We start from the raw sequence: 14,835 nt of genomic DNA, 5'->3' as shown, positions 1-14,835 counted from the left end.
GCAACGCGATGTCGAATACACGCCAATCCGCTCGGATCGTCGATCTGAGCCTGGTCGACTTCGACGCCCTCGCCACTCTGCCGATGGAGGGCGCCTACCGCTTCGCGCACGCCGAGACCTCACCGCGCCATGCCCATCCGCTCGGGCACCTGGTGCATGCGGCTTCGGGAGTGCTCTCACTGCTCACCGACGACGGGGCCTGGATCGCGCCATCGACGCGCATGGCGTGGGTGCCCGCCGGCGCGGAGCACCGTCATCGCGCGCACGGACGCACCGACATGCGCATCGTCCACCTGACCGCGGAGCTCGCCGCGCGGCTGCCGACCACCCCCGCCGTCCTCGTCGCGACGCCGCTCGCACGAGAGGCAGTCCTGGCGATGACATCCGACCGCCCCCGCAGCGCGGGCGCGCTGGAGCACCTACGCCGGGTCATCGTCGACGAGGCGATCACCGCCCCCGAGCAGCCGCTGCATCTGCCGGAACCGCACGACCCGCGTCTGCGTCGGGCGGCCCGCATCGTCGAGGACGACCTCGCCACGCCCGTGAGCCTCGGCGAGCTCGGCATGCGCACCGGAACCACCGAGCGAACCCTGAGCCGCCTGTTCCCTCGGGAGACCGGCATGGGATACAGGCAGTGGCGTCTCCAGCTGCGCGTGCATCGTGCGCTCGTCCTGCTCGCCGACGGCACCTCGGTGACCGAGACGGCCGCGGCCTGCGGGTGGGCGACGACCAGCCAGTTCATCCAGCAGTTCACACCGCTCGTGGGGATGACCCCCGGCCGCTACCGTCTGTCTCAGCACTCGGCGTGATGCGGTCGGCTCAGACCGCGCGCACCATGCACACGAGCCGCTCGCGCTCGTCCCACGAGGGCACCCGCTCGAATCCCCGCGATTCATACAGACGCACGGGACCATCACGCCAGTCCCACACCGACAGCCGCACCTGCACGGCACCGAGAACGGCCGCATCGTCGAGGGCGGCGTCCAGCAGCGCCGAACCCACCCCGCGACCGCGCGCCGCAGGCTCCGCCCACAGGCGCTTGACCTCCGCCACCTCGTCGCGCACCGAGAGGACCACGACGCCGACGACGCGTGCGCCCAGCAGCGCCACACGCACCCGGTGCGCGGCGTACGCCGCCGCAGGGTCTTCGACCTCGCGCAGGTAGCGTTCGGGCAGCGGCGGCACGGGATCGGGGGCGGCCCCGTGCTCCTGCAGGCTCTTCTCGAGCTCGGTCTGCTGCAGATAGGCGCGCACGGTCGCGCCGACCTCGATCGCATCGGGTCCCGTGAGGTCGGCGAGGCGGATCAGCGGTCGGTCGAGCGCTGATCCCGCAGCGGTGCTCACGCTCAGTCGCAGCCGCAGCCGCCGGACGGCGTCTTCACCATGAAGCACACGTCGCACACGCCGTAGTCGCGCTCCTCCACGGGCTTCGGGGCCTTCTCGGCGCGGGGCGCGGAGACACGAGGAGTCGTCGTGCGCTTCGCCGCACGCGGCGGCGTCAGCGGGATGAACTCGCTCGGGTGGCTGACGTAGAAGTACGGTGCGCGCCCCTCGCTCGGCTGCAGTCGCAACGGGGCGGATCCGACGACGAGACGCTCGTCTTCGGTGAAGCCGTTCGTGTAGGTGCGCCCGATGTGGAGCGGAGCGCCCTCGCCACGGCGGATCGCCTCGATGTAGCGACCGCGGTCGATGAACGAGCTGATCCCGATCTCTTCGACGATGGCGGTGATGAACGCGTGGTTGGACGGATCGATGCGATGCGCGCGCAACGCTTCCTGGAGGGAACGGTATGGACGGGAGGTGCCTGCGGGGGTCGGCCCCTGTGCTTCTTTCATCAGTTCCAGGATCGCACGCCCAGAGGGGTGCGTTCGACCGTTTTCCGCTCGTATACGTGCCAAACTGACGTCATGGCCCAGGCGACGATCATCGGCTCCGGCCCGAACGGGCTCGCCGCAGCCGTCACGCTCGCCCGCGCCGGCTACCGGGTGCGAGTGCTCGAGGGCGCCGACACGATCGGCGGCGGCGTGCGCACCAGCGAATCCACTCTTCCGGGGTTCCGGCACGACGTCTGCTCCGCCGTGCACCCGGCCGCCCTCGCCTCCCCGTTCTTCCAGGCGTTCGGCCTCGACCGGCGCATCGAGTGGATCCGACCCGAGGCCTCGTACGCCCACCCGCTCGACGACGGACGCGCGGCGATCGCCTGGCGCGACATCGAGCGCACGGCGGCCGCGCTCGGAGTCGACGGCTCCGCCTGGACCTCGCGCTTGCGTCCGCTCAGCACGCACATCGACGGCGTCGTCGACTTCACCGGCAATCAGCTGCTTCGCCTCCCCCACGACCCGGTGACCGCCGCCCGCTTCGCGATCCGCATGCTGGACCAGGGAACCCCCCTGGCCGCTCGCGCCTTCCGCACCGAAGAGGCTGCGGCTCTGCTCTCGGGGGTCGTCGCCCACGCGAACTCCGCCCTGCCCTCGTTGGCGGGCGCCGCCGCCGGCCTGCTGCTCGCCGCACTCGGGCACGCGGGCGGCTGGCCGTATCCGCGGGGCGGATCGCAGCGCATCGCCGACGCGATGGTCGCCGACCTCGAGCAGCACGGCGGCACGGTCGAGGCCGGCACGCCTGTCTCCGACCTGGGGACTCTGGACTGGGGCGATCCTCGTCGCGGGGACCTGCTGCTGCTGAACACCTCACCGCGGCTCGCGCTCACGCACCCCGACGTTCCTGCGGGTTACGCCCGCGCGCTCCGTTCGTACCGGTACGGGCCGGGAGCCGCGAAGGTCGACTTCGCCCTCGACGGACCGGTCCCGTGGGCGAACCCCGACGTCGCCCACGCGCCGACCCTGCATCTGGGCGGCACGCGCGCCGAGGTCTGGGCGAGCGAGAACGCCGTCGCCGCCGGACGAGTGAGCGCACGGCCCTATGTGCTCGCCGTGCAGCCCTCGATCCTCGACGATTCCCGCGCTCCCGCGGGCAAGGCGGTGCTCTGGGCCTACATCCACGTGCCGCCGGGATCGGACCTCGACCCGACCGAGTCGATCACCGCGCAGGTCGAGCGCTTCGCACCGGGCTTCCGCGACCTCATCCTCGCGCACCACGCGGTGCCGGCATCGTCGCGCGAAGCGGTCAACCCCACGGAGATCGGTGGCGACATCTCCGGCGGAGTGTTCGACATGCGCCAGGCACTGCGGCGCCCGACCCTCTCCCCCGCCCCCTGGCGCACACCGATGCACGGTGTGTATCTGGCATCAGCCGCGACACCTCCGGGTCCGTCCGTGAACGGCATGGCCGGTTGGCACGCTGCCCGCACAGCTCTGCGGGATGCCGGTGAACCTGCAACCCTCGCCGACCTCTTCGGCTGATCCCTCCCCTTCCGCCGCGGATCGCCTGCGGCCAGGATGGGACCATGCGCTACGAGATCCCGGCTCCGATGCTCGCCAAGGCGGTGCCGGCGGTACCCGACCCGGCGAAGACCCCCGGCGGCCTGCTGTACGAGCCGAAGTGGGACGGATTCCGCGGGCTCATCGCCTGGGACGGCGAGACGGTGGAGATCGGGTCGCGCGGCGCGAAGCCCCTGACCCGCTACTTCCCCGAACTGGTCGAGGCGATCCCCGATCTTCTTCCTGGACCCTGCCTGCTCGACGGCGAGATCGTGGTCGCCACCGGGGCCCACGGATCGCAGCGACTGGATTGGGAGGCGCTGAGCCAGCGCATCCACCCCGCGGCTTCACGCATCGCGAAGCTCTCCGTCGAGACACCTGCGATGTTCGTCGCCTTCGACCTGCTCGCCTCAGGGGAAGACGATCTGCTCGCCGAGTCCTTCGAGACCAGGAGGGCACGTCTCGAGACTCTCATGGAGGGCGTCGAGCATCCGCTGCACCTCACGCGCACGACCCGTGATCGGGATGCGGCGGTGCGCTGGCTCGCCGAGTTCGAGGGCGCGGGTCTCGACGGCGTCGTCGCGAAGCCGCTCGACCAGCCCTACGCCCCGGGCAAGCGCACCCTGTTCAAGATCAAGCACGCCCGCACGGCCGACGTCGTCGCGCTCGGCTACCGCATCCACAAGTCCGGTTCAGGAGTCGGCTCGCTCCTGGTCGGGCTGTACGGCGGCGACGGAGTGCTTCGTCAGGTCGGCGGAGTGGCGGCGTGGAGCGACGCCCGCCGACAGGAGCTCGTCGAGGAGCTCGCCCCGCTGGTCGAACGTGACGAAGCAGGAGACGCCGTGACCGCGGAGGGCGAGAGGTCGCGGTTCAGCGGATCGAAGGATGTGAGCTTCGTGCGTCTGCGCCCCGAGCGGGTGCTCGAGGTGCGCTACGACCAGCTCGAGGGCGCCCGCTTCCGCCACACCGTGCAGTTCGAGCGCTGGCGCCCCGATCGCGATGCCCGCTCGTGCACCTACGAGCAGCTGGACACCGTCGCCGGCTACGACCTCGCGGATGTCCTGAGCTGAGCTGTCCTGGGCCGAGGGACGTCAGTCCTTCTCCGCCGGCGCGCCGTCGTCGTCCCAGTTCGCCGCCACCTTCTTGCTCGGCTGCACGCGTGGGGGCTCCCCCGGCATCTTGGGGAACTCCGGCGGGAAGGGAAGCTCTCCGAGCCCGTTCTCCCTGTCGCGCTCCCACCACTCCAGCAGCGTGTCGATGCGTCCCGGTGCGTCCTGCATCGCGGCCCACGGATCGCCGACCTCCTGCAGGCGCTTCGGGATGTTGCGCACCGTGAACGCGGTCGGGTCGAGGCCGTCGAGCTCGTCCCACGCCACGGGTGTCGAGACGGTCGCGCCGGGAAGCGCGCGAGGGCTGTAGGCGCCGGCCATCGTACGGTCGCGGTTGGCTTGGTTGAAGTCGACGAAGATGCGCTCGCCGCGCTCTTCCTTCCACCAGTTCGTCGTGACCTGATCCGGCATCCGCCGCTCCAGCTCGCGGCCGGCGGCGATCACGGCATGCCGCACGTCCAGGAACTCGTGCGTCGGCTCGATCGGCGCGAACACGTGCAGGCCTCTGTTGCCGCTGGTCTTGGCGAGCGCGTCCAACCCGGCCTCGCGCAGCACCTCGCGCAACGCGTGGGCGGCCCTCACGGCATCCGCGAAGTCGGTGCCGGGCTGCGGGTCGAGGTCGATGCGCAGCTCGACCGGGTTGTCGGCATCGGTGGCGAGCGACGCCCAGGGGTGGAACACGATCGTGTTCATCTGCACGGCCCACACGATCGCGCTCGCCCGGTTCAGGACGATCTGCGGATGCTGACGCCCACTGTTGTAGGTCACCGCGACGGCGTCGACGAAGTCCGGGGTCCCCTTGGGCGGGTTCTTCGAGAAGAAGCCCTCGGCCCGCGCTCCGCCTGCGGGGCCGATGCCGTCGCGGAACCGCTCGAGCGACACCGGGCGGTTGCCGTTCGCAGCCAGGAACGGCACCGCCACCAGCCGCACGTACTCCGCCAGCTCCGCCTTGGTGATGCCGAGGTCGGGCCACACCACTCGATTCGGGCTGGAGAGCGCGACCTCACGCTCGCCATCGGAGTCGGCGACGATCAGGGTCACGCGTTCGGAGGCCATGCTCCGACCCTAGAGCGCCGCCCGGACAGACGGAACCCCGCGCGCCTCGACGGCGCGCGGGGTTCGCATCGGTCGCGTCGGATCAGTCGCCGAGGTCGACCGCCAGTACGAGAACCGGCGTGAGTGCATCCCGCTCGACGACGATCGAGGGGCCGGCCGAGTCGACGATCACGCCGGCGATGTCGGTGTGGCTGGTGAGCACCTTCGCCAGCTGCTCGGGCGCGAACGGGAGCGGACGGTCGCCGCGTCCCAGCGCGATGACCTCGAGCGGGTGCGAGAACAGCTGCAGGAATCGGCGGCCGTCGGTGGTCTGCGCCTCGGCGATACCGACGGGGCCACCGCCGGAGCCGTCGTTGACCGCCACCCACATCCGCTTCGTGGCGAGGGCTTCGCCGACCTTGACGACGGAATCCTGCTCGCGCGGGGCGGCGAGGATGCTCTTCACGGTCATGTCGACATCGGCCTGCTCGAGGGTCTTCTGCAGAAGCTCGGTCGGGAACACCACACGGTGCGGCGCCGAAGCGTTGTCGACGATGAGTCCGGCGAAGTCGCCGGACACGACCTGCTGCAGCACCGAGGTGACCGGCTGGGCGACGGCCGACGTCCCCGACGGGTCCGCCTCGAGCTGCACGGAATCGCGCACCGCGCCGGCCGAGCTGAACGCCAGCATGTACTGACGGTCTTCGGCGTCGCGCACGACGGCGACGGAGAGCGGCTTGCCCTCGCTGATCTGTGCGCGCGCATCGCCGTTCACACGGATGTACAGGTGCCCCTGGAGCGCCTGACGCATCACGCCGAGAAGCTGGTCGTTGGTCGCGCCCGCTTCGATCTCGGTGAGGGCTTCGCGCAGCAGCACGTTGTCCTTCATCCCGGCGACGGTCTCTGTCTGCTCGGGCGGCATCGCGGAGGCGAGAGGCAGACGCCGCTCCTCTGGCGCCTGCGGCTGAGCGGTCGGAGGCGGCGTGGTCCGTGGTGCGGCGGGCGCCGCAACCGGCTGCGCGTCGGTGGTCGACGCGCCCTCTGCGCTCGGCAGCGCGACCTCGGGCCCGGCTTCCGCGCCGACGCCCCGGAAAGCCTGCACCGAGATGCCGATCGACGGTGCCGCGACGGGCTGCTCCGCCTCGACGGTGGGCGCGTCGGTCGGGCGCGTATCGTTCTGCGCGGCGTCGGTCTCGACGGCCTCGGTGGTGGGGGCGACGGCATCGTCACCGGACTTCTTGCGGCGGGAGAAGAGGGCCATATGAGCCAGCCTAACCGGCAATCCGACCGGTGTTTCGCCGAAGCGGAAACACCCGCGGCGGGCTAGATCTTCTCGATCGGTGCGACCTTGATGAGGAGCTTCTTCTGTCCCGCCGAGTCGAATCGCACGTGGGCGATGCGCTTCGCACCCTCACCCGTCACCGCGTCCACTCGCCCCTCGCCGAAGTCGACGTGACGGATGCGATCGCCGGCGGCGAGTTCGAGGTCTCCGTTGTCGCGCATCTTGGCCGTGACCCGGTTGGGGAACTTGTCCATCGCTGTCGACAGCGGCTTCAGGGAGTCGCGCCCCGGCAGCGACTTCACCGCGAACCGGTCTCCTGAGCCCGAACCGCCGAAGCCGCCCTGGCGACGTGCGTTCAGTGCGCGCGACTGCATGCCGCCGCGCGAGTTCACATCGCCCGGCGACTGTCGCCAGTCGATCAGGCCCGCCGGGATCTCCTGCAGGAAGCGGCTGGGCATAGCCACAGTGACCTCGCCGAACTGCGCCCTCGTCATCGCGAGGGACAGGTGCAGACGCTTGCGGGCACGCGTGATGCCGACGTAGAAGAGTCGACGCTCCTCCTGCGGTCCACCGGGCTCGCCGGCCGAGATGCGGTGCGGGATGAGGTCTTCCTCGACGCCGGTGACGAACACGGCGTCGTACTCCAGACCCTTGGCCGTATGCATGGTCATGAGCGAGACCGAGCCCGACTCGTCGTCGAGGTCATCGGCATCGGAGACCAGGGCGACCTCGGTGAGGAAGTCGACGATCGTGCCTTCGGGGTTGTTGCGCGCGAAGTCGCGGGCGACGGCGACGAACTCGTCGAGGTTCTCGACGCGCGCCTCGTCCTGCGGATCGCGGCTCGCACGCAGTGCGTCGAGATACCCGCTCTTGCCCAGCAGCAGACTCAGGCCGTCGGCTACCGCGGTGGGCGGCGGCAGCTCGCCGCTGGCGGGTGTCAGGATGGCGGCGGCTTCGGCGAGCACCGCGTCGAGCTGACCGATCGCCGCCTGGATCTTCGGCCCGACGCCGAGCTGGCCCGGCATCGACAGCGCATCGCGGAAGCTGATGCCGTTCTCCTCGGCGAACCGGGCGATGGCCGTCTCGGTCACGTCTCCGATGCCGCGCCGTGGCTTGTTCAGGATGCGCCGCACCGACATCTCGTCGGCCGGGTTCGCGACCGCGACGAGATACGCGAGCGCATCCTTGATCTCGGCACGGTCGTAGAACTTCGTGCCGCCCATGATCTTGTACGGCACCGCGGAGCGGATGAAGATCTCCTCCAGCGCACGGGACTGCGAGTTCGTGCGGTAGAACACCGCCATCTCGGAGTAGGGCATACCGGCCCGGTGCAGCGCCTCGACCTCATCGGCCACGAACTGCGCCTCGTCGTGCTGCGAGTAGCCCGTGAAGCCGATGATGGGATCGCCGTCGCCCTTGTCGCTCCAGAGCTTCTTGTCCTTGCGGTCGAAGTTGTTGCCGATCACCGCGTTCGCCGCCGACAGGATGTTCTGCGTCGACCGGTAGTTCTGCTCGAGAAGCACCACTCGAGCACCCGGGAAGTCGCGTTCGAACTCGCTGATGTTGCGGATGTCCGCCCCGCGGAACGCGTAGATCGACTGGTCGGAGTCGCCGACCACGGTGAGCGAGGCGCCGGGCTCACCGGCATCCGCCGTGGGCGCCGGATCGGGCTCGAAGATCATCATGCCGTTGGAGGCATATGGATCGGGGGCGGAACCCGCAGCCCCCGACACGGGGCGCGTGAGCTCGTGGATCAGCGAGTACTGGGCGTGGTTGGTGTCCTGGTACTCGTCGACCAGGATGTGGCGGAAACGGCGGCGGTAGGTGTCGGCGACCTGCGGGAACGCCCGGAACAGGTACACGGTCTGCCCGATCAGATCGTCGAAGTCGAAGGCGTTGGCCTTCTGCAGCTGCCGCTGGTAGTCGGCGAAGACCTCGACGAAGACCCGTTCGGCCGGATCGCTCATGTTGGCCTGGCGCGCGTACGACTCGGCGTCGGACAGCTCGTTCTTGAGCTTGGAGATGCGCGACTGCACCGACGCGGGGGTGAGCCCGTATGCGTCGGCCTCGTGCTCCTTGACCAGGCGCTTGAGGAGCGCCCGCGAGTCGCCGGAGTCGTAGATCGTGAATGACTTGGTGTAGCCGAACTGCTCGGCCTCACGGCGCAGGATGCGCACGCACGCGGAGTGGAACGTGGAGATCCACATGCCACGGGCGGCGTCGCCGATCAGTCCCTCGACACGCTCGCGCATCTCTCCGGCGGCCTTGTTGGTGAAGGTGATCGCGAGGATCTGACTCGGCCATGCCTCCCGCCCGCGCAGCAGCGAGGCGATGCGGCGGGTGAGCACGCTGGTCTTGCCCGATCCGGCCCCCGCGACGATGAGCAGCGCGGGACCGCGATAGGTGACGGCCTCGAGCTGCTGCGGGTTGAGGCCGGCGAGGAGATCGTCCTGTCCAGGGGCTCCCGACGAGCGAGGACCGGTGGTGGAGGGGACGATGAGAGGAGCTTCGGTCATGGCCTTATGAGTCTAGGCGTCGGCACCGACACCACGGCACGGGATCCCGGGGCGCAGACGGCGGGAGGAGGGGTGCGTGGTCGGCCTGCGCACCCCTCCTCCGGCTCAGGCGTCGCGTTTCCGACGGCGGACGGCCACCGCACCGGCGGTGAGGAGCATCAGTGCCAGGGCGACGGCGGCCACGGGGAGCTCGGAGCCGGTGGTCGCGAGTCCACCTGCACCTGTGCCGGTCCCGGCACCGGTGCCCGTCCCTGCGGCGATGCGGATGTCCGCCCAGCCGAGGATCCCACCGCTCGCGTCGAACACGGCGATCCGGTGCGCGCCGAGTGGTGCGTCGGCGGGGATCGTCACCGCGATCGTGCCCGCGGAGGTGAGCGTCCCCGACGCGATCCGCGACGGGTCGGAGTACATCCACACCGACACCTGCGCGCCCGCACTCTTCACACCGACGGTGACGGTGACGTTCTGCCCTGGGGTCGCGATCGAGGGGTCCACCGTCAGACCGTTGCGGTTATCGTCGACGAGGCCGGTGCCCGGAAGCGGCGGGGTCTCACCGCCCGGGTTCTCACCGCTGGCTCCGGGGAGCGTCCCGGTGCGCAGCGCTTCGGACGCGAAGCCGTCGGCGAACCACCACACCGGACGCTGCCCGTCGACCGACAGCGAGGCCGGCGCGGTCGCGAAGCCCTCGTTGTTGATGTCGGGCATGCCGGCGGGGCGGGCGTAGTGGGCGGTGCCCGGCTGCGCGGTGCCGTTCAGCGTGATCTCCGCCGAGCGGCCCTGGCAGCCGTCGTCGCACACGGCCCACAGCGTCTTGCGCACGCTGTCGTAGTCGAGCGCCATCACTCCGGTGAGACCCGGGGCGATCTCCGAGACCAGCGTCGCCGAACCGTCGGACCCGAGGGCGAAGGCGTAGACGTGGCCGTTGTCCTCGACCGCGACGAAGAACAGCCCACCGCCGTGACCGGCGTAGCTCTTCGGGTCGTACGCCGCGCTCTTGCTGTCGTCGAAGAGCTTCCCGGCCAGCGCCGAGTCCGGCACCCACTGCACGGCCTCCATGCCGAGGTTCGCACCCACGGCCGGCAGCAGAGAGGTCAGATCCCATTCCTGCTGAGCGACGAGGTCGCCGTTCGAGGCGTCGGGGTCGACCTTGAGCACCACGTTCTGATTCACACCCTTGGCGCTGTTGTCCCGTTCGGAAGCCACGTACACGAAGCCGTCGCCGTCGACCGTGATGCCTTCGGTGTCGGGGCCCGCGGCCGCCGGGTTCGCGGCATCCTTCTGGAAGCGCACGCGCTTGCCCGCATCCCATCCGTCGACCTTCTCGGTCGAGCCGTCGGCGTGCGCCTCGAGCTTCCAGATCCGGCCCTCGCCGTTGTCGACCGCCCAGAGGAAGGCGCCATCGGCGGTCTCCTGCACGTCGAGTCCTGAGCTGTCCTCGAGGAACGTCGGGATGCTGTCGACCACGCGCACGTCGGCAGAGCCGGGCCACGTCGCCACCGCGATCTCTCCCGCGCAGACGTTGGCCGCGCCCTTCGTGGATTCGGCCGTGCCGGCGAAGGCACCCGTGGTGTCGGGGCAGCGGCCCCAGGTGGTCGCCGCGTGGCCGTCGCCCCAGGAGGCCTCGTCGACGAGCAGGTCGCCGTCGAACACCCGCACCGCATCGCCGGCGCCGAGGCCGAAGCCGAGCTGGGCCCGCTCGATCACGAGGTACTCCCCCGCGCCGATGCTGGTGCCGGCCGGGATCGCGTAGGCGTGGGTGTCGTCGTCGTCCTTCACCACGATGCCCGACACGTCGAGCGCGGTGCCGGTCGGGTTGACCAGCTCCACCCAGTCGTCGGGCGAGCCGCCGTCGGATTCGACCTCGTTGATGCGCACGGGGTTGCCGCAGGCGTTGCGCAGTCCCTTGGTCGAGACCGCGATGTCGATGAGATCGCCCGTGCCGTCCGCACAACGGGCGAGGACGCCGGCGGCGTGCGCGGCGTACGTGTGCTCGTCGACCGTGTTGCCGTTCGCGTCACGGACGGTGACGGTGTCGCCGTTGCCGAGTCCGAAGACGAAGTTCCCCGGCTGGTCGAAGACGAAGTAGCCCCCCGGCTGCACGATCGTGCCCGCCGGCAGCGGTGTGGTCTCGGCTGCATGGCCTGCGGGGTCATTGTCCATCACTGTCCAGCCGGACAGGTCGACTGACGTGGTGCCGGTGTTCACGACCTCGACCCAGTCGGTGGCATCGCCGTTCGACTCGATCTCGTTGATGACGACGTCGGGCATGACACACGAGTTCGTCGCCCCCGGAGTCGGTCGGGCGAGCACGAAGGCGCCGACGCCGTCCGGGCATCGCGCGAGGGTGGCTGCAGCGAAGTCTCCGTCGATCGCGGCGTGCCCCTGCCACGGCAGAGTGTCGTCGATCATCGCGCCGGAGGCGTCGTAGAGGCGGATGCGGTCGGCGCTGCCGATGCCGATCGGCTCACGGAACGCGGCTTCGACACCGCCGGAGAGACCCACCGTCCCCTCCTCGACGACGAGGAACTGCCCCGCTCCGATCTGCGTGCCGTCGAGGAACTGCCAGCGGTGGTCATCGGAGTTGTCGCGGATCTCGTAGCCCGAGATGTCGAGCGCCTCGGTGCCGGGGTTGTGGAACTCCACCCAGTCGGCGGGCTGCGAGTCGACCTCGTTGATCACGATGGAGCCGGCGACCGGTGCGACCGAGCAGTCGTTGGGAGTGCCGGGCGTGGCCGCCGTCGCCGGTGCCCAGGCCCCCGTGCCGTCGGGGCAGCGCGCCCACACCGACAACGGTGCGGTGTTCTCGTAGGCGTAGGAGTCGACCTCGGTGCCGCTCGGGTCGAAGAGCACGACCTCGTCGCCCTTGCCGAGCCCGAAGGCGAAGTCGACATCCTTCACGAGCACCAGGAACTCCCCCGGAGCCAGCGAGGTACCCTGCGGAGCCGTGCCGAAGCTGTCGCGCTTCTCATCGGCGATGGTCCATCCGGTGAGGTCGACCGTCTCCGCTCCGGCGTTGTAGATCTCGACCTGGTCGGCGAGACCGGTCGCCGCGTCGTCGTAGACGATCTCGTTCAGCACGAGACTCGGAGCGGCCGAGACCGTCTCGGAGGGGATGCCGGGATCGGCACCGATCGCGGCGGCGGGAGTGGCGAGCAGGGCGGCGGCGCTCAAGGCGCACACCGCCGCGACCGCCGCTGCACTGTGCAGGCGGGGCATGGAGGACTCCTGGGTGGCTGGGCCGGCGGTCCCCGCTGGTCGCGGGGCCGACCGGGAGGGGACTCAGTCGGGTACCAGCCCAGACCACCGATCCCGCGTGGCCGCAGAGGATCCCTCGGGTGCACGGCAGATGAACGGGAGGTGGCGATTGCCCGCATCCTCGTCGTCGGCGCACTCGGTGCCGCTCCGGTCGCACATCCTGTCGCCTGCCGCGGCTCAGCGCGACAGGAGGTGCGACCGGAGCATTCAGGCGATGCGGGTTCCGGGGGGCAGGCGTCGAGCCGGCGTCCGGGTGCGCGCCCAGGCGCCGGCGAACAGCGAGCCCGCGATGACGACCTGTACGCCGAGGCCGACGAACCAGCTCGGCACCGACGAAGCGATCACCTCTTCGGCCGTAGGTGTCTGGCCATCCCCGTCGCACGGGTCCCAGCGCTGCTCGAGCGGAGACTGCTGGGCGCTGCGCAGGCCGTACTTGATCTGACCGAACATGTCGACCGGATACCCCTCCGGCGAGAACTCGGTCGGGGTCGCATCGGCGAGGACGATGAACGGGTTCGCGGCGAGCGTCCACCAGACCAGGTCGAACCGCGGCACCTCCTGCGTGCTGTTGACCTCCCAGCGATCACAGTCGGGGTTGCCGTTGGCGTCGTACGGACGCGAATAGACGGTCGCCTCGCTGCGCACCGCCATGCCGCCGAGCCCGAACGCGATGAGCGTACCGAACACGAGCGCGGCGACGACCAGATAGGTCGTCGCGACCGAGAACAGCGGACGGGCGATGAGTCCGCTCAGACCCACGCCGATCGCGGCCACGATGATGATCTCCGCCGCGAGCACGAGCAGCGAGACGAGCAGCACGACCGGGTTCGCTCCTCCTCCCAGCAGCGACAGGGCGAGGAAAGGCAGCGCGACGACGAGGAACGCTCCGCCGGTGGCGACCGCCGCGACGAGTTTGCCGAGCATGATGTCACCGGTCGATGCGGCGGTCACCTGCACCGCGGCGAGCGTCGCCGCATCCCGATCCCCGTTGATCGCATTGCCGCTGAGCGTCGGCGACACCAGCACGACGAGCAGCAGCACGATGTTGACGACGATCGAGTACACGCCGGCGCCGATGGCATCGCCCCAGGAGTACACGGCGAACGAGAGGGCCGTGACGCCGAGCAGCACCAGGGCGAAGACGCCGAGCAGCACGTACCAGCCCACACTGCGCAGGCGCTGGGTCAGTTCGAGTCGGGCGATGATGCCGATGTTCGCGAGACTCATGCGCCCGCCTCCGTTCCGGTGGGTGCCTGGTGTGATGTCGCGTGCTGCAGGTTCAGGAACGTGTGCTCCAGCTGGCTCTGCGCCGGTGCGAACTCCACGACAGGGAGTCCTGCTTCGACGAGATGCCGCAGGGCCTGCGCCGCGGCGTCCTCCCCCTCGAACCCGACGAGCACCGCGCCGCGATCCTGGGCGAGCGACTCGGGGGCGATGCCGAGGTTCGAGGCCACCTGCCAGGCATCGGCGTTCATCCGCTCCGGGGTCGCGCCGGCGAGGCGCAGCCGCCAGGCGCGCACCATGCTCCGCGCGGGAGCGGCATCGACGACGGCACCGGCGACGAGGAACACCGCGTCGTCGACGACTTCCTCGAGCTCCGAGAGGATGTGGCTCGAGATCAGCACCGTGCGGCCCTCCGCCGCGAAACGGCGCAGCAGCACGCGCAGCTGCACACGCGCCTCCGGGTCGAGGCCGGAAGCCGGCTCGTCGAGGAGCAGCACCTTCGGGTCGTGCACGAGGGCACGGGCCAGTCCGAGCTTCTGCTTCTGCCCGCGGGACAGCACCTTCGCGGGGGAATCGGCGAGATCGGCGAGCCCGACGAGCGCCAGCAGCTGCTCGGCACGGACCGCGGCCTCGGGCTTGTCGATGCCGTACAGGCGGGCGGTCGTGACGATGGTCTCCCGCGCCGTGAGCGACGGCCAAGCGCCGAGAGCGTCCGGCATCCACCCGAGAAGACGTCTCGCGGCCAGCGGATCGACGGATGGATCGACACCCCCGATGCTGATCGTCCCGGTGTCGGGGGCGAGGAGGGAGGCGAGCATCAGGAGCAGCGTCGTCTTGCCTGCTCCGTTCGGCCCCACGAGGCCGGTCACGCGGCCGGGCTCGGCCCGAAGGGTGGCCCCCCTCACCGCCTGCACCGTCCCGAACGCTCTACTGACGTCTTGCACCACGATTCCGGTCATGCGGTCAGTCTGGCATCGGGGAGCCGTCGCACCCCGGACCTCGGGGCGGATGCTCAGGCCCACCCGAACACAGGTGAC

11 protein-coding genes are annotated in these 14,835 nt (G+C 70.3%); 3 read left to right on the top strand and 8 right to left on the bottom strand.

Features of this window, described 5'->3' with window-relative positions; all coding sequences use genetic code 11:
• Window positions 1–8 precede the first annotated feature (8 nt).
• Entirely contained in the window at window positions 9–809 is an 801-nt protein-coding gene (locus ASD13_RS14330) for an AraC family transcriptional regulator (RefSeq protein ID WP_157535647.1), read from the top strand.
• 10 nt (window positions 810–819) lie between these two features.
• Here ASD13_RS14330 and ASD13_RS14325 read toward each other — a convergent pair whose 3' ends face one another.
• Together ASD13_RS14325 and ASD13_RS14320 are read right to left on the bottom strand one after the other, a co-directional pair.
• The gene (locus ASD13_RS14325; protein WP_055870482.1) at window positions 820–1,344 is read right to left on the bottom strand and encodes a GNAT family N-acetyltransferase; all 525 of its coding nucleotides are present in this window, start codon (window positions 1,342–1,344) and stop codon (window positions 820–822) included.
• A 2-nt stretch (window positions 1,345–1,346) separates the two neighbouring features.
• Complete coding sequence (locus ASD13_RS14320) at window positions 1,347–1,835, bottom strand: hypothetical protein (protein WP_157535646.1); 489 nt, start codon at window positions 1,833–1,835, stop codon at window positions 1,347–1,349.
• Window positions 1,836–1,907: 72 nt separating this feature from the next.
• Between ASD13_RS14320 and ASD13_RS14315 the strand changes: the two genes are divergently transcribed.
• Together ASD13_RS14315 and ASD13_RS14310 are read left to right on the top strand one after the other, a co-directional pair.
• Window positions 1,908–3,359, top strand: a complete 1,452-nt coding sequence (locus ASD13_RS14315) for a phytoene desaturase family protein (RefSeq protein WP_055870480.1) — start codon at window positions 1,908–1,910, stop codon at window positions 3,357–3,359.
• 44 nt (window positions 3,360–3,403) lie between these two features.
• On the top strand, window positions 3,404–4,447 hold the full coding sequence (locus ASD13_RS14310) for an ATP-dependent DNA ligase (protein WP_055870477.1): 1,044 nt from the start codon (window positions 3,404–3,406) through the stop codon (window positions 4,445–4,447).
• Between the two features lie 21 nt (window positions 4,448–4,468).
• Here the strand turns inward: ASD13_RS14310 and ligD are convergent, their stop codons facing one another.
• The 6 genes from ligD to ASD13_RS14280 form a co-directional block, all read right to left on the bottom strand.
• Window positions 4,469–5,542: a non-homologous end-joining DNA ligase gene (ligD, locus tag ASD13_RS14305; RefSeq protein WP_055870472.1), complete on the bottom strand. Its 1,074-nt coding sequence runs from the start codon at window positions 5,540–5,542 to the stop codon at window positions 4,469–4,471.
• An 82-nt stretch (window positions 5,543–5,624) separates the two neighbouring features.
• Window positions 5,625–6,782 (bottom strand): SseB family protein, encoded by a 1,158-nt coding sequence (locus ASD13_RS14300; protein ID WP_055870470.1) that lies wholly within the window; start codon window positions 6,780–6,782, stop codon window positions 5,625–5,627.
• 62 nt (window positions 6,783–6,844) lie between these two features.
• Window positions 6,845–9,319 carry an ATP-dependent helicase gene (locus ASD13_RS14295; RefSeq protein WP_017828308.1) on the bottom strand — a complete coding sequence of 825 codons (2,475 nt, stop codon included), beginning with the start codon at window positions 9,317–9,319 and terminating at the stop codon, window positions 6,845–6,847.
• A 105-nt stretch (window positions 9,320–9,424) separates the two neighbouring features.
• Window positions 9,425–12,535, bottom strand: a complete 3,111-nt coding sequence (locus tag ASD13_RS14290) for a lamin tail domain-containing protein (protein WP_055870467.1) — start codon at window positions 12,533–12,535, stop codon at window positions 9,425–9,427.
• Window positions 12,536–12,781: 246 nt separating this feature from the next.
• The gene (locus tag ASD13_RS14285) at window positions 12,782–13,801 is read right to left on the bottom strand and encodes an ABC transporter permease (RefSeq protein WP_017828306.1); all 1,020 of its coding nucleotides are present in this window, start codon (window positions 13,799–13,801) and stop codon (window positions 12,782–12,784) included.
• The gene (locus ASD13_RS14280; RefSeq protein WP_055870464.1) at window positions 13,798–14,757 is read right to left on the bottom strand and encodes an ABC transporter ATP-binding protein; all 960 of its coding nucleotides are present in this window, start codon (window positions 14,755–14,757) and stop codon (window positions 13,798–13,800) included. The genes ASD13_RS14285 and ASD13_RS14280 overlap by 4 nt, the downstream gene beginning before the upstream one ends.
• Between the last annotated feature and the right edge of the window lie 78 nt (window positions 14,758–14,835).

It is taken from the genome of Microbacterium sp. Root1433D1 (assembly GCF_001426835.1).
Classification (GTDB): Bacteria; Actinomycetota; Actinomycetes; order Actinomycetales; family Microbacteriaceae; genus Microbacterium; species Microbacterium maritypicum.
Note: the sequence above shows the minus strand (reverse complement) of the source record. Positions and strands in the feature narration are given on the sequence as shown.

Coding starts and splice junctions, on each gene's coding strand:
- ASD13_RS14280 (WP_055870464.1), bottom strand. CDS start 14,757: ATGACCGGAATCGTGGTGCAAGACGTCAGTAGAGCGTTCGGGACGGTG.
- ASD13_RS14330 (WP_157535647.1), top strand. CDS start 9: ATGTCGAATACACGCCAATCCGCTCGGATCGTCGATCTGAGCCTGGTC.
- ASD13_RS14300 (WP_055870470.1), bottom strand. CDS start 6,782: ATGGCCCTCTTCTCCCGCCGCAAGAAGTCCGGTGACGATGCCGTCGCC.
- ASD13_RS14320 (WP_157535646.1), bottom strand. CDS start 1,835: ATGAAAGAAGCACAGGGGCCGACCCCCGCAGGCACCTCCCGTCCATAC.
- ASD13_RS14290 (WP_055870467.1), bottom strand. CDS start 12,535: ATGCCCCGCCTGCACAGTGCAGCGGCGGTCGCGGCGGTGTGCGCCTTG.
- ASD13_RS14295 (WP_017828308.1), bottom strand. CDS start 9,319: ATGACCGAAGCTCCTCTCATCGTCCCCTCCACCACCGGTCCTCGCTCG.
- ASD13_RS14285 (WP_017828306.1), bottom strand. CDS start 13,801: ATGAGTCTCGCGAACATCGGCATCATCGCCCGACTCGAACTGACCCAG.
- ligD (WP_055870472.1), bottom strand. CDS start 5,542: ATGGCCTCCGAACGCGTGACCCTGATCGTCGCCGACTCCGATGGCGAG.
- ASD13_RS14315 (WP_055870480.1), top strand. CDS start 1,908: ATGGCCCAGGCGACGATCATCGGCTCCGGCCCGAACGGGCTCGCCGCA.
- ASD13_RS14310 (WP_055870477.1), top strand. CDS start 3,404: ATGCGCTACGAGATCCCGGCTCCGATGCTCGCCAAGGCGGTGCCGGCG.